At 62.6% G+C, this 25,232-nt stretch carries 19 protein-coding genes; 9 read left to right on the top strand and 10 right to left on the bottom strand.

The annotated features are described in order from the left end of the window. The first annotated feature begins 94 nt into the window (after positions 1-94). From IV098_RS03430 to cysC, 5 genes are read left to right on the top strand one after another with little or no spacing between them, the layout of a single operon-like run. Positions 95-646 carry a shikimate kinase gene (locus IV098_RS03430; protein ID WP_296886408.1) on the top strand — a complete coding sequence of 184 codons (552 nt, stop codon included), beginning with the start codon at positions 95-97 and terminating at the stop codon, positions 644-646. 54 nt (positions 647-700) lie between these two features. After that, positions 701-1,903, top strand: coding sequence for a right-handed parallel beta-helix repeat-containing protein (locus IV098_RS03435; protein WP_296886409.1), 1,203 nt, complete (start codon positions 701-703; stop codon positions 1,901-1,903). Next, on the top strand, positions 1,900-4,206 hold the full coding sequence (locus IV098_RS03440) for a VanZ family protein (protein ID WP_296886410.1): 2,307 nt from the start codon (positions 1,900-1,902) through the stop codon (positions 4,204-4,206). Before IV098_RS03435 ends, IV098_RS03440 begins: the two co-directional genes overlap by 4 nt. Beyond that, positions 4,193-5,149 (top strand): acetyltransferase, encoded by a 957-nt coding sequence (locus IV098_RS03445; RefSeq protein WP_296886411.1) that lies wholly within the window; start codon positions 4,193-4,195, stop codon positions 5,147-5,149. Before IV098_RS03440 ends, IV098_RS03445 begins: the two co-directional genes overlap by 14 nt. Positions 5,150-5,165: 16 nt before the next feature. Beyond that, the gene (gene cysC / locus IV098_RS03450) at positions 5,166-6,794 is read left to right on the top strand and encodes an adenylyl-sulfate kinase (protein ID WP_296886412.1); all 1,629 of its coding nucleotides are present in this window, start codon (positions 5,166-5,168) and stop codon (positions 6,792-6,794) included. Positions 6,795-6,861: 67 nt separating this feature from the next. Here cysC and IV098_RS03455 read toward each other — a convergent pair whose 3' ends face one another. The 5 genes from IV098_RS03455 to ubiE all read right to left on the bottom strand — a co-directional run bounded on the left by IV098_RS03455 (position 6,862) and on the right by ubiE (position 12,127). Then, positions 6,862-7,611 carry a PEP-CTERM sorting domain-containing protein gene (locus tag IV098_RS03455; protein ID WP_296886413.1) on the bottom strand — a complete coding sequence of 250 codons (750 nt, stop codon included), beginning with the start codon at positions 7,609-7,611 and terminating at the stop codon, positions 6,862-6,864. A 202-nt stretch (positions 7,612-7,813) separates the two neighbouring features. Next, a complete protein-coding gene (locus IV098_RS03460) occupies positions 7,814-9,265 on the bottom strand; it encodes a sodium:solute symporter family protein (RefSeq protein WP_296886414.1) in 1,452 nt (483 codons plus the stop codon). 9 nt (positions 9,266-9,274) lie between these two features. Beyond that, positions 9,275-10,801 carry a ubiquinone biosynthesis regulatory protein kinase UbiB gene (gene ubiB / locus IV098_RS03465; protein ID WP_296886415.1) on the bottom strand — a complete coding sequence of 509 codons (1,527 nt, stop codon included), beginning with the start codon at positions 10,799-10,801 and terminating at the stop codon, positions 9,275-9,277. Further along, on the bottom strand, positions 10,798-11,376 hold the full coding sequence (locus tag IV098_RS03470) for a hypothetical protein (RefSeq protein WP_296886416.1): 579 nt from the start codon (positions 11,374-11,376) through the stop codon (positions 10,798-10,800). The genes ubiB and IV098_RS03470 overlap by 4 nt, the downstream gene beginning before the upstream one ends. 16 nt (positions 11,377-11,392) lie before the next feature. Beyond that, positions 11,393-12,127, bottom strand: coding sequence for a bifunctional demethylmenaquinone methyltransferase/2-methoxy-6-polyprenyl-1,4-benzoquinol methylase UbiE (ubiE, locus tag IV098_RS03475; RefSeq protein ID WP_296886417.1), 735 nt, complete (start codon positions 12,125-12,127; stop codon positions 11,393-11,395). A 140-nt stretch (positions 12,128-12,267) separates the two neighbouring features. Here ubiE and phoB point away from each other — a divergent pair, with 140 nt between their 5' ends. Together phoB and phoR are read left to right on the top strand one after the other, a co-directional pair. Next, on the top strand, positions 12,268-12,960 hold the full coding sequence (gene phoB / locus IV098_RS03480) for a phosphate regulon transcriptional regulator PhoB (RefSeq protein ID WP_296886418.1): 693 nt from the start codon (positions 12,268-12,270) through the stop codon (positions 12,958-12,960). A gap of 33 nt (positions 12,961-12,993) precedes the next feature. Further along, entirely contained in the window at positions 12,994-14,334 is a 1,341-nt protein-coding gene (gene phoR, locus IV098_RS03485; protein WP_296886419.1) for a phosphate regulon sensor histidine kinase PhoR, read from the top strand. Here phoR and IV098_RS03490 read toward each other — a convergent pair. The 3 genes from IV098_RS03490 to IV098_RS03500 all read right to left on the bottom strand — a co-directional run bounded on the left by IV098_RS03490 (position 14,297) and on the right by IV098_RS03500 (position 20,736). Beyond that, a complete protein-coding gene (locus tag IV098_RS03490) occupies positions 14,297-14,785 on the bottom strand; it encodes an HIT family protein (RefSeq protein WP_296886420.1) in 489 nt (162 codons plus the stop codon). The genes phoR and IV098_RS03490 overlap by 38 nt on opposite strands. Further along, complete coding sequence (locus IV098_RS03495) at positions 14,782-16,779, bottom strand: hypothetical protein (RefSeq protein ID WP_296886421.1); 1,998 nt, start codon at positions 16,777-16,779, stop codon at positions 14,782-14,784. Before IV098_RS03495 ends, IV098_RS03490 begins: the two co-directional genes overlap by 4 nt. A gap of 165 nt (positions 16,780-16,944) precedes the next feature. Next, positions 16,945-20,736: a DUF3683 domain-containing protein gene (locus IV098_RS03500; RefSeq protein ID WP_296886422.1), complete on the bottom strand. Its 3,792-nt coding sequence runs from the start codon at positions 20,734-20,736 to the stop codon at positions 16,945-16,947. Between the two features lie 290 nt (positions 20,737-21,026). On the opposite strand from IV098_RS03500, the gene IV098_RS03505 reads away from it, so the two are divergent. Next, the gene (locus IV098_RS03505) at positions 21,027-22,304 is read left to right on the top strand and encodes a diguanylate cyclase (protein WP_296886423.1); all 1,278 of its coding nucleotides are present in this window, start codon (positions 21,027-21,029) and stop codon (positions 22,302-22,304) included. After that, the gene (locus IV098_RS03510) at positions 22,301-23,146 is read left to right on the top strand and encodes a PhnD/SsuA/transferrin family substrate-binding protein (protein ID WP_296886424.1); all 846 of its coding nucleotides are present in this window, start codon (positions 22,301-22,303) and stop codon (positions 23,144-23,146) included. The genes IV098_RS03505 and IV098_RS03510 overlap by 4 nt, the downstream gene beginning before the upstream one ends. A 13-nt stretch (positions 23,147-23,159) precedes the next feature. Here IV098_RS03510 and IV098_RS03515 read toward each other — a convergent pair whose 3' ends face one another. Together IV098_RS03515 and nadA are read right to left on the bottom strand one after the other, a co-directional pair. Further along, the gene (locus IV098_RS03515; protein WP_296886425.1) at positions 23,160-24,068 is read right to left on the bottom strand and encodes a DUF808 domain-containing protein; all 909 of its coding nucleotides are present in this window, start codon (positions 24,066-24,068) and stop codon (positions 23,160-23,162) included. A 5-nt stretch (positions 24,069-24,073) separates the two neighbouring features. Then, positions 24,074-25,156 (bottom strand): quinolinate synthase NadA, encoded by a 1,083-nt coding sequence (gene nadA / locus IV098_RS03520; RefSeq protein ID WP_296886426.1) that lies wholly within the window; start codon positions 25,154-25,156, stop codon positions 24,074-24,076. Between the last annotated feature and the right edge of the window lie 76 nt (positions 25,157-25,232).

The following is a 25,232-nucleotide window of genomic DNA, read 5'->3' on the forward strand; positions in this document are numbered from 1 at the left end:
GGGTTTCATACCCGCGCTTTTTTTCGTTTAAAGCACCCGTATTTTCATGCTGTGGCATACCTGTCGGCAGTCAGTCGTCCTTTACAATGCGGCCATGAGCAAGCAAGACAATCTTTTTCTCGTGGGGCTGATGGGCGCGGGCAAGACCACGGTTGGTCGGTTGCTGGCCAAGCATTACGGGTGTGGGTTTTTCGATTCGGATCACGAAATCGAGGCGCACACCGGGGTCAAGATTCCGGTCATATTCGAAATCGAGGGTGAAGCGGGTTTCCGTAAACGTGAAGAAACGGCGATTGCAGAACTGACAGCCTTGTCTGGCGTGGTGCTTGCCACGGGCGGCGGGGCGGTTTTGTCGCCTAACAATCGCGACAGGCTGCGCAAAAACGGGGTTGTGGTTTATTTGCGCGGTACGCCAGAACACTTGTACGAACGCACCCGGCATGACCGCAGCCGCCCCCTGCTGCAAACTGAAAACCCCTTGGCCCGCTTGCGCGAACTGTATGCACAACGTGATCCCTTGTATCGCGAAGTGGCGGATATCGTTGTGGATACCGGGCGGCAAAGCGTGTCTGGCATGTTGCGCGTGCTGTACGGGAAAGTGGATTTACTGAGGAGCGGTTTGCCGTCTCCCGACAAGGGGGACTGAGTGCTGCGCATCGTCTGGGCGTGGCTTTTTTGTCACCTGGCGGCGCCTGCTGCCATGGCAATCGATTACCACGCAGGCCCGGACGATTATCGGGCGTATCTGCAGCGCCTGCAGCCAGGTGACCGTTTGCTGCTGCAGCCGGGCGATTACCATCATGGTTTGCCATTGCATCGTCTGTCGGGTGAGGCGGGACAGCCCATCGTCATCGCCGCCGCCAACTCTGCCGCACCACCCCGGTTCATTGCCCGGCCGCGCGCCAATACGCTCAGCCTGGTCGATGTGCGGCATATCAGCGTGCGCGATCTGGAGCTCGATGGACAGAACCTGCCGGTGGACGCGGTCAAGGCTGAAGGCCACAGCCGCTTTGCCGATTTCATTACGCTGGAGCGGCTGCATATCCATGACCACGCTGCATCGCAACAGAATGTGGGGATATCGACCAAGTGTCCGGCATACGGCTGGGAGATCCGGGATAACCGTATCGAGCGGGTTGGCACCGGCATGTATCTGGGTGACTCGGATGGTTCGGATGCCTTCATCGGCGGACGTATCGAGGGCAACCGGATTACGCATACGCTGGGATATTCCCTGCAGATCAAACATCAGAAAAGCCGGCCGGCGGAGTTTTCCGGGCGCCATGACACGCTGATTCGCTACAACATATTTTCCAAGCAGGGCAGCTTGCCCGGCCCGCAGGCACGCCCCAATGTTTTGCTGGGGCACTTCCCGTTGAGCGGTGCGGGGAGCGAGGATCGCTATCTGATCCAGGGCAACCTGTTTGCGCACAATTCCAGCGAAGCGCTGTTGCAGGCTGAGGGGCGGATCGCGCTGTACGACAATCTGTTCGTCAATGGCAACGGCGACGCGATTCATATTCAGCCGCATAACGATGTGCCGCGCGATATGGCCATTTTTTCCAACACCGTATTGTCCTCGGGGACCGGGATACAGGTGCGCAGCACCGGGGGTACGGCCTATCGCCAGCGGGTGGTCGGCAATCTCGTGGTAGCGGCGCAGCCCTTGCAGGGGGGAGCGACGAGCCACAACCAGACGCTGGCGTATCGCGCCGCCTGCCTGGATGTTCATCCAGCCGAATTGAACCGCTGCCTGCTTGCCGGAAGTCGGCCGCCGCCTCGCTTGCCGAGTGAACTCGCGCGCGAGCTGGCAGCTTACCCGGAGTGGAATCCGGCAACCGCTTCGTACGGCGCCCGGATCCCTGCGGGCTTGTTGCTGACGCTCGATAAGGCCGGGCCATGAGTCGCCAGGCAGATCGATTCGCTTCGCTTCAAGGGCTGCTGTGGCTGGGTGCGCTGGCTTACACGGCGTTCGTGATTTACGGCAGTCTGGTGCCGCTGGATTTCAGGACTTTGCCGTGGGAAGAGGCCGTTGCCCGCTTTAGCCGGATTCCTTTCCTCAAACTCGGTATCGGGTCGCGCGCCGACTGGATGGCCAACCTGCTGTTGTTCATTCCGCTGGCATTTTTGTGGATGGGCGCGTTGTCGGCCGGTTCCGGCACGCTGGCAAAAGGGCTGGCCACTCTGGCGCTGATTCCCGCGGCCACCGCCCTGAGTGTGGGCATCGAGTTTACCCAGCTGTATTTCCCACAGCGCACCGTGTCGCAAAACGACATCCTGGCCGAAACCCTGGGCGGTCTCATCGGGGTGCTGACCTGGTGGGTGGCCGGCGACCGTTTTCTGGCGTGGCTGCAATCGTGGCAGCACCAGCACGCGCAGGCGGCCCTGGCGGAAAGGCTGGCCTGGGTGTATTGGGCGGCCGTGCTTGTTTACAACGTTCTGCCGCTCGATCTGACCATCAGCCTGGTCGAGATTTTTCACAAATGGCAGAGCGGCATGGTCAATCTGATTCCGTTCGGCCGCTTGCCGGATGATGCCGCCTATGCGCTGTACGAAATCGCCACCGATGCCTTGATCTGGTTTCCGCTTGCTCTGCTGTGGCGGCTCGATGGCACGCGCAGTGCTTGGCGGGCGTGGGGCATGACGCTGGCGACCGCCGTGTTGCTGGAATGCATGCAGCTGTTCGTGTTTTCACGGGTGAGCGATGTCACCGACCTGTTCACTGCGGCAGCCGGCGCGGCACTGGGCGGTCTTGCGGGCGGACGTCTGGTTGCCCGCGCAATACCGCACGATGAAGCGCTGCCGTGGGCCAGATGGCTGTCATTCGTTCTGGCGGCAGCCTGGATGGCTGTCTTGTGTTTCGTGTTCTGGTTCCCCTTCGACTTTCGCACTGATGGCGCTTTCATCAAGAGCCGGCTCGACTTTGTGCAGCGGGTGCCGTTCGAGGTGTATTACTTTGGCACCGAATACCGCGCCATCACCGAGGTGCTGCGCAAAACCCTGTTCTTTGCCCCGCTCGGCGGCTTGCTGGCCTGGGGCGTCGCGCGCCAGCCGTGGCGCTGGCGCAGTCCGTTGTTTGGATTGTCGATGCTGGTGCTGATGGGGATGCCTGCCCTGATCGAGTTCGGGCAACTGATGTTGCCGCACAAAATCGTGGACACCACAGACTGGCTGCTGGCCTGGCTGGGCGGGCTGGCGGGCTATGCGGTCGCGCGCCGCATGCTGCGGGCACCACGTCAGCCCTTCGCAGCGGTGGAATCGGCCGCACCACGCACCCGGGCCGCTGCCCCGGCGTTCGCCGCGCGTGGCTATTTCATCGGTGTGGTGCTGGGCCTGAGTGGCTTGTTCTGGGGCATGGCGCATATGCCTTTCGTGCCCTACAACGTGCGCGAACTGCTGGGGCAGGATACGGGCGGATGGGCAGCGCCCTTGCTTGCGCTGGCTTGTGTCTGGCTGGCGGTGTGGCCGGTGTGGCTGGCGCGGCGTCAGGTGTCGGGGCGTGTACGTATGCTGCAACTGCCCTTCGGCTTGCTGGTGTATGGCATGGTGCTGTTCGGCCTGTTGCAGGCGGCGGTGCCGGATGAAAGCCTGCACGATCTGGTCGGCAGCCCGGTGCTGGGCTGGTCGGGACAATGGGAAACCGGTGTGCGCTGGGTCGCGTTGGCGGCGATGCCCGGCGCCTTGTTGTATCTGGCCGCACAAACTGCGCGTCGCTGGCGCGGCTTGCGCCTCGGTGTGCTGCATTTTTGGGCGGCGCTTCCGGTGCTGCTGTTTGCATACTGGGGCGTGGTGGTCGCCGCGGCGACCGACAACTTGATCGAGCTGATCGCAGCTCCGCAGCCGCTGGCGTTTACCGCATTGTGCGCCTGGCTGTACAGCCTGTTTCTCGCTGCTGCCCTACTGGCTTCGCCGGTTGACGCGGCATTGCGACGGACGCGATGGGTCGTCCTGGCCGCTTCGCTGCCCTTGGCCATTGGCTTGCTGCAGCTTGGGCTGGCAGGCGAAATCGACAAATACGGCCAGCGGTTTTCGGCCCTGCAGTTCCTGCTGAGCAGCGATCGCCAGCACTACGCCGCACTGCCTGTCATCTGGCTGCGCTACAGTGCGCTGCACATGCTTGTCATTGCTGCGCTTGCCTTCATACAATGGCCCACCTTCCGTTCTCCGCGAACCGCTCGCTCCGCACCGACCCATGGCACTGATTGACGTTTTTAATGGCGATGCCGATGGCATCTGCGCCTTGCACCAGTTGCGCCTGAGCGCCCCCGCCGATTCCGAGCTTGTGACCGGCCCCAAGCGCGATATCAGCCTGTTGAAACGGGTGCGGGCGCAGGCGGGCGACGAGGTCACGGTGCTCGATATCGCGTTGTCGAAAAACCGCGATGCGCTCGACCGTCTGCTCGAAGCGGGCGCGCGGGTCCGTTACTTCGATCATCACCAGCCGGGCGACATTCCGGTTCACCCTCATTTCGAACCGCATATCGACACCGATGCCAATGTCTGCAGCAGCCTGCTGGTGGACCAGTATCTGGGCGGCAAGCAGCGCGTATGGGCGGTGACCGCGGCATTCGGCGACAATCTGGCCGATGCCGCGCGGCAGGCAGCGGCGCCGTTGAATTTGTCTGCCAGCCAGCTGGCGCAGTTGCAGTCGCTCGGCGAATGTCTCAACTACAACGGCTACGGTGAAACGCTCGACGATCTGTTCTTCGACCCGGCCGAGCTGTATCGCCAGCTGCGCCCCTACGCTGACCCGTTCGCTTTTATCGCCGAGTCGGCGGCCTATCCAACCCTGAATACCGGCTATCAGAGCGATATGGCACGCGCGGTGGCGGTGCCCGCGGCAGAGGCGCGCAGCAGCGGACGCATCTTCATGCTGCCGGCGGAAAAATGGGCGCGACGGATTTCCGGCGTGTTCGGTAACCAACTCGCGGTCGAGTCGCCCGCACAGGCGCATGCCGTGTTGACTGCCAAACCGGAAGGCGGCTACGTCGTGAGCGTGCGTGCGCCGCTCGCCAATAAGTCAGGCGCCGATACCTTGTGCAGTCAGTTCGAAACCGGCGGCGGGCGCAAGGGCGCAGCCGGTATCAATCATTTGCCCGAAGCTGAACTGGCCCGCTTCAATGCCGCTTTCTTCGACATTTATCGCTGAACTTTCCGGACCCGACATGAACCAGCTCATCGCACCTTACGGCGGCACTCTCGTTAACCTGATCGACCCCGAGAAAGGCGAGTCGCTCAAGCAGGAGGCCCTGGGCCTGCCTTCGCTTGACCTCGACTGGAGGCAGCAATGCGAGCTGGAAATGCTGATGACCGGCGCCTATTCGCCGCTTGCCGGTTTCATGACACAGGCCCAGTGCGCGCGAGTCGAAGCCGAACAGCAGCTTGATGACGGCAGCTTCTGGCCACTACCGGTCAGTCTCGTCAGCCGGCAGAAAGCCGCAGCCGAACTCAAGGCCGGCGACCGGGTGGCGCTGCGCGATGGCGAGGGCTTCATGCTCGCCGTGTTGACGGTCAGCGATGCCTGGGAAAATCGGGGCGTCTGGCATTTGGGTGGTGCGGTCGAGGGCGTGGCCTTGCCGCCGCACCCGGATTTCGTCGCCCTGCGCGCCACCCCGCTTGAATTGCGCGCCCTGTTTGCCAAGCGCGGCTGGCGCCGGGTGGTCGCCTGGCAGGCGCGCCAGCCGATGCACCGTGCGCAATTCGAGTTCTGCCTGAAAAGTGCGATCGAAAACGAAGCTAACTTGCTGCTGCACCCACAGGCCGGCGGCGATATCACCGATGCGCCGGCTTATTTTGGCCTGGTGCGCAGTTTCATTGCCATTCGCGAACGTTTTCCGGTGGCCTCCACCCAGTTGTCCCTACTGCCTGCACCGCCGCGCGAGGCAAGCGCCCAGGCCCTGCTCCTGCGCGCCATCGTTGCGCGCAACTACGGTTGCGGATTGTTGATTGCCGGCGGCGAACACCAGACCGATGGTGAATACCGGCGCGGCATCGACCTCGATCAACCGGAGGGCGCGGCTTCGCTGACCAGGCTGTCCGAGGCGATCGGCGTGCGCCTGATTGCTTATCCGCGCATGGTGTATGTGGAAGATCGCGCCGAACACCTGCCCGAGTCCGAAGCTCCGACGGGTGCCCGGCAGCTGACGCTGAGTGGCGAAGAATTCCAGCGCCGTATGCAGTCCGGTCTGAAAATCCCGGACTGGTACAGTTTTCCCGAGGTGCTGGCGGAACTGCACCGTCAGAGTCCACCGCGTGAACGGCAGGGCTTTACGGTGTTTTTTACCGGCCTGTCCGGCGCGGGCAAATCCACCCTCGCGCGCTCGCTTGCGGCGCGCCTGATGGAAATGGGCGGACGCTGCGTCACCCTGCTCGACGGCGATATCGTGCGCCGCCATCTATCGTCTGAACTCGGGTTTACCAAGGCGCATCGCGACATCAACGTGCGCCGCATCGGCTTCGTGGCGAGCGAAATTACCAAGAACCGCGGCATTGCCATCTGCGCCCCGATCGCACCCTATCGTCAGACCCGCCGCGACGTGCGCGCCATGATCGAGTCGGTAGGCGGCTTCGTTGAAATCCACGTTGCCACGCCGATCGAAACTTGCGAAGGCCGCGACCGCAAAGGCTTGTATGCCAAAGCGCGGGCGGGGTTGATCCCCGAGTTCACCGGCGTGTCTGATCCCTACGAGGTGCCGGAAAAACCGGAACTGGCGATCGACACCACCGGACTCGGCATCGACGAAGCCGTGCAGCAGATTCTGCTCAAGCTGGAGCACGAGGGTTATCTGCGTTGACCGGGTCTGATCGGACGTAAAAAAAGCCGACGCATGCGTCGGCTTTTTTTGTGCTGCGAAGGGGCTATCAGGCGGCTTTGCGGCGACGCATGGCTGCCAGACCAGCCATGCCGATGCCCAGCAGAGCCAGGGAAGCGGGTTCAGGCACGCCATTGGTGGGCGGCAGGCTGCCTTGATCCAGCAGTGCGTATTTAATTTCGCCTCCGGCGACCAACACCTCACCTGATCCGGTCCCCCAGAATTGGACTTTCGTGAAGTCGCCCGAGTCATCAAAAGCGGCTACGAAAATCTCGTGCACGATGCTGCCGGCAGCATTCGGGAACTGGCCTTCTGTTTCAGTCGATGCAGAGGCCACCAGGATTGGGGCGCCGTCGTCGAACGAGATGTACAGATCTGTAGTCGGGTTGAAGCAGCAGGTCGCCCAATCGCCAACTTCAAATCCGAATGAGTTCACAGGGTTGTTGAAGGTGAAGGTGATGCCGCTGGCAATGGTCCCATTCGACCCAGGAAAGTTGCCATCAGGATTGATGCTGATAACTTGGCCAGACATTGAGCCGTAGGTGGTCGGGAAAAGGCTGCCACCGTTGTTGCGCGTAATGGTGTAATCCGTGCGGACGATGCTGGTGCCACCAGACGGCAGCGCAGCCCAAACGTCTGAAACAACTGTACCGCCTGCGCCGGTCACGGTGGCGTCAAACGAAGCCGAGCCGGTGGGGATGCCATCAAAAACGGTCAGGATGGTTGCATTGGCGATGCCGCTGAACAGCACGGTGGCTGCGATGGAAGCGGGAATAAGGTGCTTGAGTTTGAGGGTCATGCCAATCTCCTGAAGGTTGAATACATCGGATTCAAAAACTTGAAGCGAAAGAAGGCAGATACAAAGTTCAAGCCCGTTTACCCAATTTCACTTGCTTGCCAGGAGATAAAGCACTAGTCGTGCCAAATGGACTTGTGTTTCAAAATATCAATTTTAAACAATGGGTTGCCTGTTGTTTTCCAAGCCGCGCCTATGCCGCGATTCAGGCGGGCGTAAAGTTTTTCGACACGCGGCTTTGCTGTTGACGAATGAATCCGCCGGCCAGCATGCCCGCTGCACTTGCAATCAGGCCGACGAACTGCGGCGGCAAGCTTGCTTCCGGTGCGATGAACTCCATCGCGATCCAGGCTATCAGACCCAGCGCAATCGACAGGCCGGCGCCGGCATTGTTGGCGCGTTTCCAGTAGAGCCCCGCCACCAGCGGTACAAACGCGCAGGCGAGGGTGATCTTGTAGGCGTTGGCGACCATGGTGTGGATGCTGGTTTCGCTTTGCAGCGACCACAGCGAATAATCGACGACCAGCAGGGTGAACGCGACTACGACGCTGCGGGTGATCCACAGCAGTTTTTTCTGACTCATGCGATGGCGCGGCATGAGTTCCTTGATGATGTTTTCCGAAATGGTGACCGACGGCGCAAGCAGGGTGCCCGAGGCAGTGGACATGATGACCGAGAGCAGGGCACCGTAAAAAATGATCTGCGCATACAGCGGCAGGTGGGCCTTGACGAAGGCGGGCAGCACTTGCTGGGCATCCTCGGCGAGCAGGGTCGCGGTCAGGGCCGGATCAACCAGGGTGGCGGCATAGGTCAGGTAGATCGGCACGGCGGCGAAGGCGAAATACAGCACGCCGCCGATGACTGTGCCCCACACGGCGACGCGCTCGTTTTTCGAGGCGTTGGCGCGCTGGAACACATCCTGCTGCGGGATCGAGCCCAGTCCCATGGTGAGCAGGCCGGCGACGAACGTGACAATGGCCGCCCACTCCAGCGGCGGCCAGAATTCGAACTTGCCGGCGGCGGCGGCGTGCTCGACCACCGGCGCGACGCCATTGACGGCGGGCATGTCGCCGACCAGCATCGCAATCCACAGCAGGCCGGCGACGATCACGGTCATCTGCACCAGGGTGGTCAGCGCTACCGACCACATGCCGCCGAACAAGGTGTAGAGCAGCACCACCGACGCGCCGATGTAGATACCCTGCTCCTGGGTAATGGCGCCGTCCGACAGCACGTTGAACACCAGACCCAGCGCCACCACCTGCGCCGATACCCAGCCCAGATAGGACAGCGCAATGGCCAGTGAAATCACCATTTCGACTGGACGGTTGTAGCGTTCGCGAAAGTAATCACCCAGTGTAATCAGCTTCATGCGATACAGCGGGCGCGCAATAAACAGGCCGAACAGGATCAGCGCGAGCGAGGCGCCGAAAGGATCTGAAATCGTGGCGCCGAGGTTTTCGTCGAGGAAGGTGGCCGGGATGCCGAGCACGGTCTCGGCGCCGAACCAGGTGGCGAACACCATCGCCACCACCACGATCATCGGCAGCGAGCGTCCGGCCGTGATGTAGTCACTGGCGCTGTGCACCTTGGTGGCGGCATAAAAGCCGATGCCGAGTGAAATGACAAGATAGGCAATGACAAAACCGATCAGCATGGCGAGTCCTTATCGCAAGATGAAATAGAGCGCAGCGGCCGTCAGGACGGCGAGCAGGCCGGCGATGACCGCCAGCCAGCGGTTGCGGGCGTGTTGTTGCTGCAGCATGAGGGTGAGGCCGGATTCCAGTTGCGTCAGGCGGTTTTCGTTCAAGGCCTGGTGCGCCAGCCGTGGTAGTTGCGGCAGCAGGGCGGCCCATTTGGGCGCTTCGGTCTGCAAGTTTTTCACCAGCGCGCGCCAACCCATCTGTTCGTTCATCCAGCGTTCGAGGAAGGGTTTGGCGGTTTTCCACAGATCGAGCTCGGGGTCGAGCTGACGGCCGAGGCCTTCGATGTTGAGCAGGGTTTTCTGCAATAAAACCAGCTGCGGCTGGATTTCCACGTTGAAGCGGCGCGAGGCCTGAAACAGCTGCAGCAGCACGCGGCCGAAGGAGATGTCCTTCAGCGGGCGGTCGAACACCGGTTCGCAGACTGCGCGCACCGCTGCTTCGAGTTCGTCGATGCGGGTGTCGGCCGGCACCCAGCCGGATTCCAGGTGAGCCAGCGCCACGCCCTTGTAGTCGCGGCGGAAGAAGGCGAGGAAATTGCGTGCGAGGTACTGCTTGTCGACCTCGGTGAGCGTGCCCATGATGCCGAAATCCAGCGCGATGTACTGCTCGGAACCCGCGCGCACCAGGATGTTTCCGGGGTGCATGTCGGCATGGAAAAAACCGTCGCGGAACACCTGGGTGAAGAAGATTTCCACCCCGGCCGCGGCGAGTTTGGGGATGTCGGTGCCGGATTCGCGCAAGCGCTCGATCTGGCTGATCGGCACGCCGTCCATGCGATCCATCACCATGACGTCGCGCGCGCAGTAGTCCCAATAGACCTGCGGCACCTGCAGCATCGGAGAATCCTTGAAGTTGCGGCGCAGCTGCGAGCAGTTGGCGGCTTCGCGCATCAGGTCGAGTTCGTCTTCCAGATGCTTTTCGAATTCGGCCACCACTTCGCGCGGACGCAGGCGGCGGCCGTCGGCGAACAGTTTTTCGAGCAGTCCAGCGGCAGCGTAGAGCAGCGACACGTCGTGCGCGATCACCGGCGCGATGCCGGGACGCAAGACTTTCACCGCGACGGCCGTGCCCTCATGCAGGCGCGCGAAATGCACCTGCGCCACCGAAGCCGATGCCACCGGCGTGGCGTCGAATTCGGCGAACACCTCGGCCAGCGGTTGGTGGTACGCGGCTTCCAGCGTGGCGATGGCTTCGTTCGAGGGGAAAGGCGGCACCCGGTCCTGCAGCAGAGCCAGTTCATCGGCGATGTCGAGCGGGATCAGGTCGCGCCGGGTAGAGAGCATCTGGCCGAACTTGACGAAGATCGGCCCCAGCGCTTCCAGCGCGAGACGCAGGCGTACCCCGCGCGGTTCGGTCAGCGGGCGCCAGAACAGCAGCGCACGCACCAGCCAGCGCAGCGGCCGCACCCGTTCGTGGCCGAGAAAAAACTCTTCGAGGCCGTAGCGCAGGCCGACGCTGAGTATGCGCAGCAGGCGCAGCAGTTTCATGGCTGGCGCGTTTCCAGCAGGCGTAGCCGCGCTTCCAGCCGCGCCGTATCGTCGGACAGGACATCGACCTCGCGGTTGAAGCGGCTAACATCGACGCCACGCGCCATCATGTCGGCTTCCTCCACCGCGTATTCGCTGGCATTGCGGCCCAAGGCTGCGGCGGCATCGGCAAGTCCGGCAAAGGCGCGGCGTCCGAAGGCGTGCAGGCGATGCGCGGCGATATCCCCGACCCACGGCGCGAGGTCGGCTTCGACATCCCATGACGCGGACTTGAATACGCGGTCGAGCGTGGCGAGCAATGCCGGGTCGCCGCTGTAATCGGCGTGGCGCAGCGCCTCGCGGCCAAAAAAGGGCAGACGGGCAATCAGCGCGGGCGTGGGTCGGATGGTGGCATCGGGGGTGTCGACGGGCGCTTCGGAAAAATAGCCGTCGTCGGCAATCCGGAAATCGGCCTGCGCCAGCGTCAGGTCGAAACGCACACCGGCACCCGCATGGCGCAACAGCGCGTCGGACGCGCCGGGCGTCTGGCGCAGCAGATGGTTCAGGCTGCGCTCGATCAGACCGGCTGTGATCAACCCTTGAAGCCCCGCGTCACAATTTAAAACCTCGGTGAAGCGCGACGACGCCTGCGGTCAGATTGTGATAACTGACCTTGGCGAAGCCCGCGGCTTCCATCATGGTCTTGAGTTCTTCCTGTCCCGGATGCATGCGGATCGATTCGGCCAGATATTGGTAGCTGCCGGCATCGTTGGCGACGAGCTTGCCCATCAGCGGCAGCAGCTTGAATGAATACAGGTCGTAGGCCGGCTCCAGCGGTTTCCACACCTTGGAGAACTCCAGCACCAGCAGGCGCCCGCCGGGCTTCAGCACGCGGTGCATCTCGGCCAGCGCCTGATCCTTGTGCGTCATGTTTCTGAGGCCGAAGGCCACCGACACGCAATCGAAATAGTTCGAGGGAAACGGCAGCCGCTCGCCGTCGCATTGCACGGCGGGCGGGGTTTTGCCTTCGTTCAGCATGCGGTCGCGGCCTTCGCGCAGCATCGAGAAATTGATGTCGGTCAGCAGTACGGTGCCCGTCGCGCCGACTTCCTTCAGGAACAGTCGGGTGAGGTCGGCGGTGCCGCCGGCCACGTCGAGCACTTTCATCCCCGGCCGCAGCCCCGCCTGCGCCACGGCAAAGCGCTTCCACAGACGGTGCAGGCCGGCCGACATCAGGTCGTTCATTACGTCGTACTGCGCCGCGACGGAGTGGAAGACTTCGGCGACCTTGGCGGCCTTGTCGGACTCGGCCACCTGCTGGTAGCCGAAATGAGTGGTTTTATCCATGGCAGACGGACTCTGGGAAACAGCTTGGAATTCTACCAGCGCACGGGCTGGCGCGGGTTTGACGTGCCCGGCGCGGGTGTCATTAATCATTCATATTACTGTCATAGTATGGCTATCTTTGAAACAGAGCTGGAGTCAGCATGGCTGCCAATATTTTGCTGGTCGAAGATGAACCGGGTATTCAGGAACTCCTCAAATTCAATCTTGCGCAGGCCGGCCACTCGGTGACGGTGACGGGCGATGCCGAGAATGCGCTGAAATTTCTCAAAAGCAGCCTGCCCGACGTGATCCTGCTCGACTGGATGCTGCCCGGCATGTCGGGTATCGATCTCTGCAAGCGCCTGCGCAGCGACGAACGTTATCAGCCGATTCCGATCATCATGCTGACCGCGCGCGGCGAGGAACGCGACAAGGTACTGGGTCTGGACACCGGCGCCGACGACTACATCACCAAGCCGTTTTCGCCGCGCGAACTGGTGTCGCGCATCAAGGCCGTGCTGCGCCGCCGCGCGCCGCAAATGACCGACGAACCGGTGGAGGTCAACGGCCTGCGGCTTGACCCGACCAGTCACCGGGTGATCGGCAAGGGCCAGTCGCTCGATCTGGGGCCGACCGAGTTCCGCCTGCTGCATTTCTTCATGACCCACACCGAGCGCGTCTATTCGCGTGCCCAACTGCTCGATCAGGTGTGGGGCGACGATGTATTTGTCGAGGAGCGCACGGTCGACGTGCACATTCGCCGCCTGCGACTGGCGCTCGAACCTTCCGGCCATTCCGAGCTGATCCAGACGGTGCGCGGCTCGGGCTATCGCTTCTCGGCTGAAGTGGGATAATCGCGGCACTCGGGGTTTCAAGGGGTGATCGACATGGGTTTCTGGTGGCGTCCGCTCAGCGTACTCGCTGGCGTGTTGCTGGTGGCACTGATGCTGTGGGCGGGCTCGGGTGCGGTGACCGCGCTGACGTTCCTGGTCGGTATCCAGGCCGCGGTGATGTTGCGCCGGTTGTGGCAGGAATACCGCCTGTCGCGCTGGCTGGAATCTCCCGATGAAGTGACCCCACCCGAAGCAATGGGCACCTGGGGCGATATTTTTTACCGCCTCGAAAAACTCCAACGCCGACAGCGCGACAGCCGCAGCGAACTCACCAACGCGCTGGAGCAGTTCGAGCACGCTGCCCAGGCGGTGCCCGACGGCATGGTCATCCTCAACGGCAACGACCAGATCGACTGGTGCAATCCCGCCTCGCGCAAATACATGGGCCTGGATTGCGAGCGCGACCGCGGCCAGTTCATTCGCTACCTGCTGCGTCAGGCGCACTTTCTGGAGTTTCTCGACGCCGCCGATTATTCACGGCGGTTGGTTTGCAAATCGCCGCTGAACCGCGAAATTACCCTGTCGCTACAACTGGTGCCGTTCGGCGAAGCCAAGAAATTGCTGGTGGCGCGCGACATCACCGAACTGGAACGCGTCGATGCCGTGCGGCGCGACTTCATCGCCAACGTCTCGCATGAACTGCGCACGCCGCTCACCGTCGTCGGCGGCTTCGTCGAAACCCTGGCCGATGCGACCACGCTGCCCGCCGCAGACACGCGCCGCTATTTTGCCCTGATGCTCGACAACACCCGGCGCATGCAGCACTTGCTGGATGACTTGCTGACCCTGTCGCGGCTGGAAAGCGCCGATCACAGCCTGAAGGACGAATCGGTCAACGTGCCGGAGCTGGCGCAGGCATTGGCGGCCGAGGCCGAATCGCTGAGCGGCGGCCGCCACCGGGTTCATCTCGAAGTCGCCAGCGATGCCAAACTGCGCGGCAGCCTGCAGGAAATCCGCAGCGCGCTCGGCAACCTGGTGTCCAATGCCGTGCGCTACACGCCGGACGGCGGCGACATCACGCTGTCCTGGCAGATGAAGGACAACGAAGGCGTGTTTGCCGTGACCGATACCGGTGAAGGCGTCGCCGCCGAACACATTCCACGCCTCACCGAGCGGTTTTACCGGGTGGACCGCAGTCGCTCGCGCGAAACCGGCGGCACCGGCCTCGGACTCGCCATCGTCAAGCACGTGCTCACGCGCCATAGCGCACGCCTGACCATCCAGTCGACCCCGGGCAAGGGCAGCACGTTTGCCGCGGTGTTCCCCAAATCGCGCCTGATCGAGGCGTCGCCTTCCGCTACGGTGATTCCGTTTCCGGCGCAAGCCGTCGGCTGAGGGCCGTTGCCAGCTGCATGAGGTCGGGCGCAGCGTGGCGTTTGCCATGAAGCGTTTTCTGCCCCCACACCGGGTTGGGGAAATGCGGATCATCGGCAAAACGCGGAATCACATGCCAGTGCAGATGCGGCACCACATTGCCGAGCGAGGCGAGGTTGATCTTGTCGGGCTGCATCACCTCCACCAGCGCCGCTTCGGTAGCGAACACCACGCGCATCAAAGTCGATTGATCGGCAGCGGACAGATCGGTCATTTCCTTCACGTGCGCATTCAGGATCACCCGCAAGAAGCCGGGGTAGTCCGGCTCGTCGGCCAGCACCACACGGCAGAAATCATTGCGCCACAACACCGTGCCAGCATCGGTCTGGCAGAGCGTGGTTCTTGACGCTTCAGCGTCTTTAGAACCACGGCCTACCCCTTGCGGGCAGAGCGGGCAAACGGGAAGCGTCATGGCGTCTCCTTGAACGAGGGGTCGATGCGCCGCCAGCGAAACGGCGCTTTCAGGATGGCCAGCAGCCCACGGCCCAGCAGCTCGCCGGAGCCGCGCGCCGATGTGCGGGTGGCGCGCAAGGCCATGTAGAACGCCAGCGAGAAGCTGACGCTGAGGTTGACCATGCCGATCAGCAGAACGCCGGCGATGGAGACCAGCACGACGTGCAGCGGCAGTTGCCAGTCGAGTATTTGCCAGGCGTAGCCAAGGTTGGCGGCCGAAAAGGCGATATGGCGGATGTCGAGCGGCAAACCGGCCAGCGCGCCGAAGGCACTGGTGAGGCCGAGATAGAAGCCGAAAAACACGTTGCCCATGACGCCGCCGAGATGCTCGCGCAGATAGTCGACAACGCGCGCCCACAAGCGCGCGCCCATGAGGCGTGGGGGCAACTTAAGCCGTAGCAGCCGCTCGGGAATGCGCTGGTAAATGGTTTTGTTGTCGTAGTAGCCGCTGACGATGCCGGAGAGGAACAGGCCGACGCCGGCCACCGCAGCGTAAAACAGGGTGCCGGTGCCGAGCGGATGTATCTCGGCCAGCAGATGATGGGCCTTGTCGATGCTCACCGCGTGATGGCCCGAGAAATCGAGCGCCAGCGCGATCGCAACCGCCGTGGCAAACGCGAACAGCATGTTGCCGAGGATGGCCGCAGCCTGGGAGCGCCACACCTTGTCGGCGAATTCGTCGATCAGTTTCTGCCTTGCCGCGTGGCTGCGTACTTCGGCCAGCGTGTGGGCGAACAGGCTGGCGGTCATCGCCGGCTGCTTGGTGGCAATGGTCAGGTGCAGCACATAGATCAGCACGAAGCCGAGCGCGTAATTCAGGCTGACCAGCAGGGCTTCCTGCAGCGGTGCAAGGTGCAGTGCGAGCACACGCGATTTCAGCAGAGCCATGCCGGCGATGACGACGCCCGCGCCGCTGGCCGACCAGAACATCCGCTTCAGCGCCGCGCTGCCTTCGGCCACGTAGTGTTCGCCGGTCTGGCTGGCGAACAGGCTGATCTGGCGCGCAAGACGGCCACCGGTGTCGCGCAGCAGGCTGCTGACGCGGTAGCGTTCGGCGCTGGTTTCGACCAGCTCGAAAAACAGCGCGACCAGCGGTGCGTAGTCGGCAACCGCACCGGCGGCCGCTTCATCGATCAGGCCGATCAGCGTACGCATGCGTCGCATTTGCTGAGACAGCCGCAGCGACTGCAGAGTGAGTTCGATGCTGGTGCCGGTTTCGTTCTTGCGGCGGCGCACCCGGTCGAGCGCGGATTCGCATTGATCGATCAGGACGTCGATCTGCCGGGTGTCGCCTGCCTCGCCGCGCAGCCAGTCGTCTACCTCGTGGTGCAGCGCGAGAAACGGTGAATCGTATTCTTCCAGTGCGGGCTCGATGCGCAGCAACTCGGGATCGAGTCCGCCTGCTGCAATGCGGTGGGCGAGCGAGCGGATGGCGTTGGTCAGTACCCCGGGCGGGTCGCGCTGGAACAGGCTATGCAACTGCAGCAATTCGCACAGGCGCGCCCACACGGCGGGATCGGAGTCGATCACCCACTCGCGGTCGCGCGGGGCGATTTGCGCATCGAGCCAGTCGCGTAGGTGGCTGGCGTCGTGCTCCGGCGGCAACAGCTTGAAGCCGATGCGGCGCTTGAGTTCGGCCGCAAACGAGCGGTAGGGCAGCAGACCCGCTTCGGTCAGCAGGCGGGTGGATTTCTTGGTGGCAAACAGGGTCGCCAGGTGTTCGCGCAACGCGTGGGTGTAGGCGGGCTGTTGCGTCAGGATGGTGACCAGCGTATCGAGCTTGGCGTGAGCGGCGGCGATCGGCTGGTTGGCGTGCAGACGCAGGTGAAACCACAGCCGCGTCAGCAGTGCGAGGTCGGCGGGTTGCGCCTCGGTCATGCGCTCCAGGGTCTGCGCGATGAAAGCGGCGGCTGGATTATCGAGGGCGGCGTCCCCGGGTTCGGCTACACCCATGCTTTAGGGCTCGTAAACGAATAACTTGCACGATTCTGGCCGCACTGACGGGCGCGCTGCCGCGTTGACAAACACTTGCATGGGACGGACATGCGGCGTGTTTGTCGCCTTGCATCGCATCCCGCCAGCACACCCATAATCGGCAAGCTATTCATTTACGAACCCTTACAGCAGCACCCGCTCGATTCCGCCGTTGCCGACTTTGGCCAGATAACTTTCCATCCAGTTGTCGCCCAGCAACTGCTTTGCCAGTTCGATCACGATGTAATCCGGTGTGGTGCCGGCGTCGTCGCTGTAGCGCGCCAGTCCCTGCAAGCAGGACGGGCAGGAGGTGAGGAGCTTGATCGGCGCCCCACCCGTGCCCAGCGCGGTGACACTGGAGCGGATTTCCTCTTCCTTGCGGAAGCGGATCTGCGTCGAGATGTCCGGGCGGGTGACGGCGAGCGTGCCGGATTCGCCGCAGCAGCGGTCGGACAAGGTTACACCGCCGCCGAGCAGGGCGTTGGCTACTTTCATCGGCGCGTGGGTCTTCATCGGCGTGTGACAGGGATCGTGATAAAGAAATTTCTCGCCGGCCACATTGTCGAGCTTGACGCCTTTTTCCATCAGGTATTCGTGGATGTCGAGCAGGCGGCAGCCGGGGAATATCTTCTCGAATTCGTATTTCAGCAGCTGGTCCATGCAGGTGCCGCACGACACGATCACGGTCTTGATGTCGAGATAGTTCAGCGTGTTGGCGACGCGGTGGAACAGCACGCGGTTGGCCGCGGTGATCGCCTCACCCTTGTCGGCCTGGCCGCCCGCGGTCTGCGGATAGCCACAGCACAGGTAGCCGGGCGGCAGCACGGTCTGTGCGCCGAGTTCGAACAGCATCGCCTGGGTGGCAAGGCCGACTTGCGAGAACAGCCGTTCCGAACCGCAGCCGGGGAAATAGAACACGGCGTCGGCGTCGTCCGACAGCTTGGCCGGGTTGCGCAGCACCGGCACGATCGACGCATCTTCCAGGCCCAGCAGCGCGCGTGAGGTCTTCTTCGGCAGGCCGCCCGGCATCGGCTTGTTGACCAGGTGGATCACCTGCGCCACCAGTTTGGGCTTGCCCAGCGAGGCGGGCGGGTTTTTGATCTGCGCCTGGATCAGCCCCAGGCGCTTGAACAGCGTGTTGCCCAGGCGCTGGCCGGCATAGCCCCACTCGATCAGCGGCTTGCGGATCGCCTTGATGGTGGTGGGATCGGTCGCGTTGAGGAAAGCCATCGACGCCCAGGTGCCGGGATTGAATTTCTTCTTGCCCTGCTTGCGCAGCATGTTGCGCATGGCGATCGAGACATCGCCGAAGTCGATGTCGACCGGGCAGGGGTTTTTGCACTTGTGGCACACCGTGCAGTGGTCGGCGACGTCGCTGAACTCGTCGAAATGCTTGATCGACACCCCGCGCCGGGTCTGTTCCTCGTACAGGAAGGCCTCAATCAGCAGCGAGGTGGCGAGAATCTTGTTGCGCGGGCTGTATAAAAGATTGGCGCGCGGGATATGGGTGTTGCACACCGGCTTGCACTTGCCGCAGCGCAGGCAGTCCTTGATCGAATCGGCGATGGCCTTGGTTTCGGAGGCTTCGAGGATGATCGACTCGGCTTCAAGCAGGCCGAACGAGGGTGTGTAGGCGTTGCGCAGATCGGCGCCGTGCAGCAGCTTGCCCTTGTTGAAGCGGCCTTGCGGATCGACCTTGGATTTGTAGTCGGCGAAGATCGCGATGGCGGCTTCGTCGAGGAATTCCAGCTTGGTCAAGCCGATGCCGTGCTCGCCCGAGATTACGCCGCCCAGATCGGTTGCCAGCGCCATGATGCGCGCGACCGCTGCATTGGCGGCCTGCAGCATGGCGTAGTCGTCGGAGTTGACCGGAATGTTGGTGTGCACGTTGCCGTCGCCGGCATGCATGTGCAGCGCGACGAAGACGCGGCTCTTCAATACGTCCTTGTGGAGGCTGTCGCAGGCTTCGAGGATGCGGGTGTATTCGCGGCCAACGAACAGCTGGTGCAGCTCGCGCCGCACTTCGCGCTTCCACGACACCCGGATGTGCTTGTCGCGCAGGGCCTCGAAGGTGGTGAGGGGTGAGGGGGAAGCGGTGAGGGGTTCGGCAGGGGCATCCAAATGATCGAGATAGCCCGCCCAACGTGATTGAACAGAGGCGATCAGCGCCTGCGCCTGCGCCTGCTTTTCCGCGACTTTGTCCGGGTCGGCGATGGTGTCTTCGTCTTCCAGCAAGGGCAGCGGCGCGGCGAAGAACCCGGCCAGCGCGTCGAGCAGCTTCAATTTGTTGGTGATCGACAGCTCGATGTTGATGCGCTCGATGCCGTCGGTGTAATCGCCCAGGCGCGGCAGCGGAATCACCACATCCTCGTTGATCTTGAAGGCATTGGTGTGCGCTGCGATGGCGGCGGTGCGGGCGCGGTCGAGCCAGAATTTCCTGCGGGTCTCGGCCGACACCGCGATGAAGCCTTCGCCGCCGCGCGCGTTGGCGAGCTGGACAATTTTGGATGCCGCTTCGCCGACCGCGATTGCGTTGTCCGACACCACGTCGATCAGCAGCACCATGTTTGGCCGCGTGCTGCGCGGCGCCTTGGTGGCGTAGCCGACCGCTTTCACGTAGCGCGCGTCGAGATGTTCCAGTCCGGCGAGCAGAACGTCGGGGTGGGCGTCGCAATAGTCCTTGATTTCGACAATTGCCGGCGTGGCTTCGCGTGCGCTGCCGAAAAACTCCAGGCACACGGTGCGGCCGTGCGCCGGCAGGCGATGCAGGATGAAGCGTGCGGAGGTGATCAGGCCGTCGCAGCCTTCCTTCTGGATGCCGGGCAGGCCGGCGAGGAATTTGTCGGTGACGTCCTTGCCGAGACCGGTTTTGCGGAACCGGCTGCCGGGGATGATGAGGATTTCCGGCGAACCTTTCGGCGTCTTGCCGTCGGCGGCGAAACGGCGAATTTCGAACGTGGCCGAGACGACATCGTGGATCTTGCCGAGGTTGTGGTCGAGCCGGCTGACTTCGATCCAGTCGGCGTCCGGCGTCACCATCTTCCACGACACCAGGTTGTCGAGCGCAGTGCCCCACAGCACCGCCTTCTTGCCGCCGGCGTTCATCGACACGTTGCCGCCAATGGTCGAGGCGTCGGCCGAGGTCGGGTCGACTGCGAACACTCGCCCGGCGGCGTCGGCCGCTTCCATCACCCGCTTGGTCACCACGCCGGCGCCGCAGTGGATGGTGGCAACCTCGAACTCGCAGCCCGGCAGGTGCTGCATTTCCACCGCGCTCATGAATTCCAGCTTTTCGGTGTTGATCACCGCAGCACTAGCGGTCAGCGGAATGGCGCCGCCGGTGTAGCCGGTGCCGCCGCCGCGCGGGATGATGGTGAGATCGAGCTCGACCAGCCCGGCCACCAGCGCCGCCATTTCGGTTTCGGTGTCGGGTGTCAGCACCACGAAGGGATATTCGACGCGCCAGTCGGTGGCGTCCGTAACGTGCGAGACGCGCGCCAGGCCGTCGAAGCCGATGTTGTCGCGGCGGGTGACGCCTGCCAGACGGCGCAGGATGCGCGCGCGCAGATCGGCAGTGTCGGCGAACCAGGCCTCGAATTCGCGGACGGCGCGTTCGGCGGCCGCCAGCAACTGACCCACCAGTTCGTTACCCTGGCGGCGCGTTTCGATGGCATGCAGCCGATGACGCAAGGCGTCGACCAGCATCTTGCGCCGCTTGGGATTGGCCAGCAGGTCGTCTTCCAGATAAGGGTTGCGCCGTACCACCCAGATGTCGCCCAGCACCTCGAACAGCATGCGTGCCGAACGCCCGGTCTTGCGCTCGCCGCGCAGCGTATTGAGCACGTTCCACGCGTCGCTGCCCAACAGGCGGATGACGATCTCGCGGTCGGAAAACGAGGTGTAGTTGTAGGGGATTTCGCGCAGGCGTGCGGTCATGCTGGCTGGGGTTCGGGCGTCGCGGGACGCGGCCGAATCGAACTGCTTCAAAGCAGCTATTTTACGGGATATGGACGCAAGCCGTGAGCCTCTGCCATCGTTAAAACCATCTGCGGCATAAGGGAAAAACGCCGCAGACCCCGTTGAATCCTTGAAAACTGGCTTTTGGCCAGCCAAAACGGCGATGTTTTAGGCTTGCGGCAGTAATTTCTCCGTCACACCATTCATTTGACCAAGCGTATGGCCGTATTAGAACAACGGGTACTAAGGAGATTGATTTGCGCTGGGGTTTGAGCACCAAGCTCATCGCTTACGTCACGGTTGGTGTGGTGGTCACGTCCGCCGGGATTGGCGTGCTGCGCGTACAGAATGAGCGTGGCCCCTTGGGCAAGCTGATTGACGAGGCCGGGCAGAGTGTTGCCAATGCCGCTGCTTCGGGTGCGGCTTCGCTGGTCGCCGGGTTTGACTATGGCAATCTGGAAATTCTGGCCCGGAACGTGTCCGCTCAGGCCCATGTGAAATACGTCACCATCCGCAACCAGGATGGTCGCGTCATGTCCGAGGCTGCAGGCAAAGATGGCCGGACGGCGGTCAAGAGATTCGAATCCCCGGTGGTGTTCGAGGGTCAGCCTATCGGCACGGTCACCGTCGACGTGTCCACCGAAACTTTGGACCGCGCGCTCGAAGCGCTCTACTGGCGGGTCTTTGTCGAGCAGCTTGGGTTTGGCGCCATTCTCGGCCTGATGGTGTACTTTTTTACCGCGCGCGGCATTGTCTCGCCGATCCGCAGACTCACCGCGACCATGGAGGAAACGGTCGCAAATGGAGGCTCCTACATCGCGCGCGATCTCGATGTGGGCAGCGCGGACGAGATCGGCCGGCTCGTGTCGGTATTCAATTCACTGAACAAGTCGCTCGCCAGTTACCACCAGCAGTTGCATAGCAAGATCGATTTTGCCAACGAGGAGCTTCGCGAAAAGAATATCCAGTTGGGTGGCCGCACGCGCGAGCTCGAGCATGCACTCGATCTGCTGAGCACCATGGCGACGACGGACTGGCTGACCGAACTGCCCAATCGCCGAAAATTTGATGAAACCCTGCTGCAGATGTTTCATCAATCCGAGCGTTTCTCGGAAACCATTACGCTGGTGCTGTTCGATCTCGATCACTTCAAGCAGGTTAACGACAGCCATGGCCACAGTGCGGGGGATGCGGTGCTGCGCGACATCGGCACGCTATTGCGCCTGCAGGTCCGCAAGTCCGATCTGCCGGCGCGTCTGGGCGGGGACGAATTTGGCATCGTGCTGTATCGCACCAATGCCGTGCAGGCTGAGTTGTTCGTCAAGGATTGGCTGGAGAGTGTGCGAAAGCATGCGTTTGTCCACGAGGGCAGCCGGCTCAAGGTCAGCATCAGCGTGGGAATTGCGCAGTACGATGCTTCGATGACGGTGCCACGTGCGCTCTACCATGCGGCTGATGAAGCGCTCTACCATGCAAAGAACGCTGGGCGCGACCGTTACAGTGTGTATTCGGAGGCCACCTGGCTGCCCGAGAGAAAAACATCATGAACCGAATCAAACTCATGCAAACCCTGGCGACGGCGTTACTGACCGGCGCGTTGCTGGCCCCCGCCTGGGCTGCGCCCTCGCCCAAAGCCGCCGAGGTGACGATGGGGTCGGTTGCCATGGATATCCCGGTCGAAATGATCAAGCGCATGAGTGTGCTCACCAACTATCTGGCGTTGAGCACCCAGCACAATGTGCGCTTCCGGCCCTCGCCCAACATGGGGTCGGCGGTGGATGACCTGGGCAAGGGGCAGACGCAGATTGCCTATCTCACCCCGGTGGCCTACATCGAGGCGCACAAGAAATATGGGGTGATCCCGCTGGTTGCGCCGACGACACAAGGACGCCCACATTTTTCTCTGGTCATCGGCGTCAAGGCCGGTTCGGGCATCACCACTCCGGCCATGCTCAAGGGCAAGCGCTTCGCCTTTGGCGATGAAAAGGCCCTGCTGCAAAAGGCTGCGGTCGAATCGATGGGGCTGGTGTCCACTGATTTTTCGACTTTCGCCTACCTCAAACATTACGACAACATTGCCAAGGCCGTGCTGGCGGGAGATTTCGAGGGCGGGATATTGAAAGACTCCGTGGCTGAAGCGTTCAAACCCAGCGGGATTAACGTGATCGGCAGCACCGCACCGCTGCCGGGTTACGTATTTGCTGTCCATCCCAGCATGCCAATGCCGCTGCGCAATTCATTGCGGGATGCGCTTCTGGCCTTGAAAAAGACGACTCCGGACATGGCCGCCACGCTGGAGGCCTTCGATGCGGCTTACGATGGCTTCGTCACCGTGGATGACCCGGCCTATGATCCGGTGCGCAAGCTGATCCAGCCTTATCAAAAATAGTTTGCTTTGGGGTTCAGGCGGGTTTGAGCAACCGTTTTGTTGCGCTGATTGCACCCAATACCAAGGCGCCGATTCCGATGCCGATGAGCGCGTCGGCCAGTAGCGGAACCAACACGGCGAGTACCCCGCTTGCTGGGGCGATGGCTGCGACTGCGTGATGCAGAACGGGGAGGCCGTGAACCAGGATGCCGCCGCCGACCAGGAACATCGCGGCGGTGCCCAGCACGGTCAACAGTTTCATCAGTTTGGGCGCGGCGGCCAGCAGCACCCGGCCGAATGCGCGTGCCGCCGCGTTGGCGCGCTGGCTCAGATACAACCCGGCGTCGTCGAGCTTGACGATGCCGGCGACCAGTCCGTAGACGCCGATGGTCATGACGATGGCGATGCCGGTGAGCACGGCGACCTGCTTGCCGAACGACGCGGCAGCCACGGTGCCGAGGGTGATGACGATGATCTCGGCCGACAGGATGAAGTCGGTGCGGATGGCGCCCTTGATCTTGTCCTTTTCCAGCGCCAGCAGATCGACCGTCGGGTCGGCCACGGCATGCATCAGTTCGACGCGGTGCACGCTGTCTTCGGTTTCGCTGTGCAGGTATTTGTGCGCCAGTTTTTCGAAGCCTTCATAACAGAGGAACGCACCCCCCAGCATCAGCAGCGGCGTGACCAGCCACGGCGCAAACGCGCTGATGGCGAGCGCCGCCGGCACCAGAATGGCCTTGTTGATGAATGAACCCTTGGCGACCGCCCACACCACCGGCAGTTCGCGATCGGCTTTGACGCCGGCTACCTGCTGGGCGTTGAGCGCAAGATCGTCGCCCAGCACCCCGGCGGTTTTTTTGGCGGCGACCTGGGTCATCGCCGATACATCGTCGAGGATGGTGGCGATGTCGTCGAGCAGCGCAAGCAAACTGGCTCCGGCCATACGCTTCAGTCCCCGAGCTGGATGTGGCCGGCTTTTTCGGCAGCGGCGAAATCCAGCATGCGCTGGATCGACAGCCGGGCCTTGGCGCGCACGGATTCTTCGATGAGGATTTCGTTGGCGCCTGGCGTGCCCGCTTCAGCGGATTCCAGCACGGCGGCCAGGTTGCGCAGGCCGTTCATCGCCATCCACGGGCAATGCGCGCACGACTGGCAGGTCGCGCCTTCGCCGGCGGTCGGCGCTTCGAGCAGCAGTTTGCCTGGCGCGGCGGCACGCATCTTGTGAAAAATGCCGTTGTCGGTGGCGACGATGAATTCGGGGTTCGGCAGGTTTTTCACCGCATCGATCAACTGCGTGGTCGACCCGACCACATCGGCCAGCGCGATCACCGCGGCGGGCGATTCGGGGTGCACCAGCACGGCGGCGGCAGGGTGTTCGGCATGCAGTTTTTTCAGCGCTTCGGCCTTGAAGGCTTCGTGCACGACGCATGAGCCCTGCCACAGCAGCATGTCGGCACCGCTGACGCGCTGCACGTAATCGCCGAGGTGGCGATCCGGCGCCCACAACAGCTTGTGGCCCTGCTGGTGCAGGTATTTGACGATCTTGACGGCGATGCCGGAGGTGACGACCCAGTCGGCACGCGCCTTCACCGCCGCACTGGTATTGGCGTAGACGACCGACAGGCGATCCGGATGGGCATCGCAAAAGGCTGCGAATTCGTCGGCCGGGCAGGCCAGATCGAGCGAGCAGTCGGCTTTGAGGTCGGGCATCAGCACGCGCTTTTCCGGATTGAGGATCTTGGCCGTTTCGCCCATGAACTTGACCCCGGCGACGATCAGCGTCTTCGCCGGATGAGCGTGGCCGAAGCGCGCCATTTCCAGCGAATCCGACACGCAACCGCCGGTTTCTTCGGCCAGATCCTGCAGGTCGGCCGAGGTGTAGTAATGCGCCACCAGCACCGCGTCCTGCTGTTTCATCAGCGTCTTGATACGCGCCTTCAGCGCAGCGCGCTCTTCGGCGCCGAGCACTTCCTCCACCATTGGCGGCGGCTGGATCAGGTGTTTAAGGGGAACGGGGAAAGCGAGGCTCATCGAATCGAACGCAGGGAGCGGCAAAACGCAAAGTATAGCCGTGCATGGCGGTCGCCCATACGCCCGGAGCGGGCGA

Source organism: Thiobacillus sp. (assembly GCF_018780105.1).
Taxonomy (GTDB): Bacteria; Pseudomonadota; Gammaproteobacteria; order Burkholderiales; family Thiobacillaceae; genus Thiobacillus.

Excerpts from the sequence above, each read along its gene's own strand:
- IV098_RS03515 (WP_296886425.1), bottom strand. The coding sequence starts at position 24,068 with ATGGCCGGAGCCAGTTTGCTTGCGCTGCTCGACGACATCGCCACCATC.
- ubiE (WP_296886417.1), bottom strand. The coding sequence starts at position 12,127 with ATGGATAAAACCACTCATTTCGGCTACCAGCAGGTGGCCGAGTCCGAC.
- phoR (WP_296886419.1), top strand. The coding sequence starts at position 12,994 with ATGGGTTTCTGGTGGCGTCCGCTCAGCGTACTCGCTGGCGTGTTGCTG.
- IV098_RS03490 (WP_296886420.1), bottom strand. The coding sequence starts at position 14,785 with ATGACGCTTCCCGTTTGCCCGCTCTGCCCGCAAGGGGTAGGCCGTGGT.
- IV098_RS03495 (WP_296886421.1), bottom strand. The coding sequence starts at position 16,779 with ATGGGTGTAGCCGAACCCGGGGACGCCGCCCTCGATAATCCAGCCGCC.
- nadA (WP_296886426.1), bottom strand. The coding sequence starts at position 25,156 with ATGAGCCTCGCTTTCCCCGTTCCCCTTAAACACCTGATCCAGCCGCCG.
- IV098_RS03460 (WP_296886414.1), bottom strand. The coding sequence starts at position 9,265 with ATGCTGATCGGTTTTGTCATTGCCTATCTTGTCATTTCACTCGGCATC.
- IV098_RS03510 (WP_296886424.1), top strand. The coding sequence starts at position 22,301 with ATGAACCGAATCAAACTCATGCAAACCCTGGCGACGGCGTTACTGACC.
- phoB (WP_296886418.1), top strand. The coding sequence starts at position 12,268 with ATGGCTGCCAATATTTTGCTGGTCGAAGATGAACCGGGTATTCAGGAA.
- cysC (WP_296886412.1), top strand. The coding sequence starts at position 5,166 with ATGAACCAGCTCATCGCACCTTACGGCGGCACTCTCGTTAACCTGATC.
- IV098_RS03445 (WP_296886411.1), top strand. The coding sequence starts at position 4,193 with ATGGCACTGATTGACGTTTTTAATGGCGATGCCGATGGCATCTGCGCC.
- IV098_RS03440 (WP_296886410.1), top strand. The coding sequence starts at position 1,900 with ATGAGTCGCCAGGCAGATCGATTCGCTTCGCTTCAAGGGCTGCTGTGG.
- IV098_RS03500 (WP_296886422.1), bottom strand. The coding sequence starts at position 20,736 with ATGACCGCACGCCTGCGCGAAATCCCCTACAACTACACCTCGTTTTCC.
- IV098_RS03435 (WP_296886409.1), top strand. The coding sequence starts at position 701 with ATGGCAATCGATTACCACGCAGGCCCGGACGATTATCGGGCGTATCTG.
- ubiB (WP_296886415.1), bottom strand. The coding sequence starts at position 10,801 with ATGAAACTGCTGCGCCTGCTGCGCATACTCAGCGTCGGCCTGCGCTAC.
- IV098_RS03430 (WP_296886408.1), top strand. The coding sequence starts at position 95 with ATGAGCAAGCAAGACAATCTTTTTCTCGTGGGGCTGATGGGCGCGGGC.
- IV098_RS03455 (WP_296886413.1), bottom strand. The coding sequence starts at position 7,611 with ATGACCCTCAAACTCAAGCACCTTATTCCCGCTTCCATCGCAGCCACC.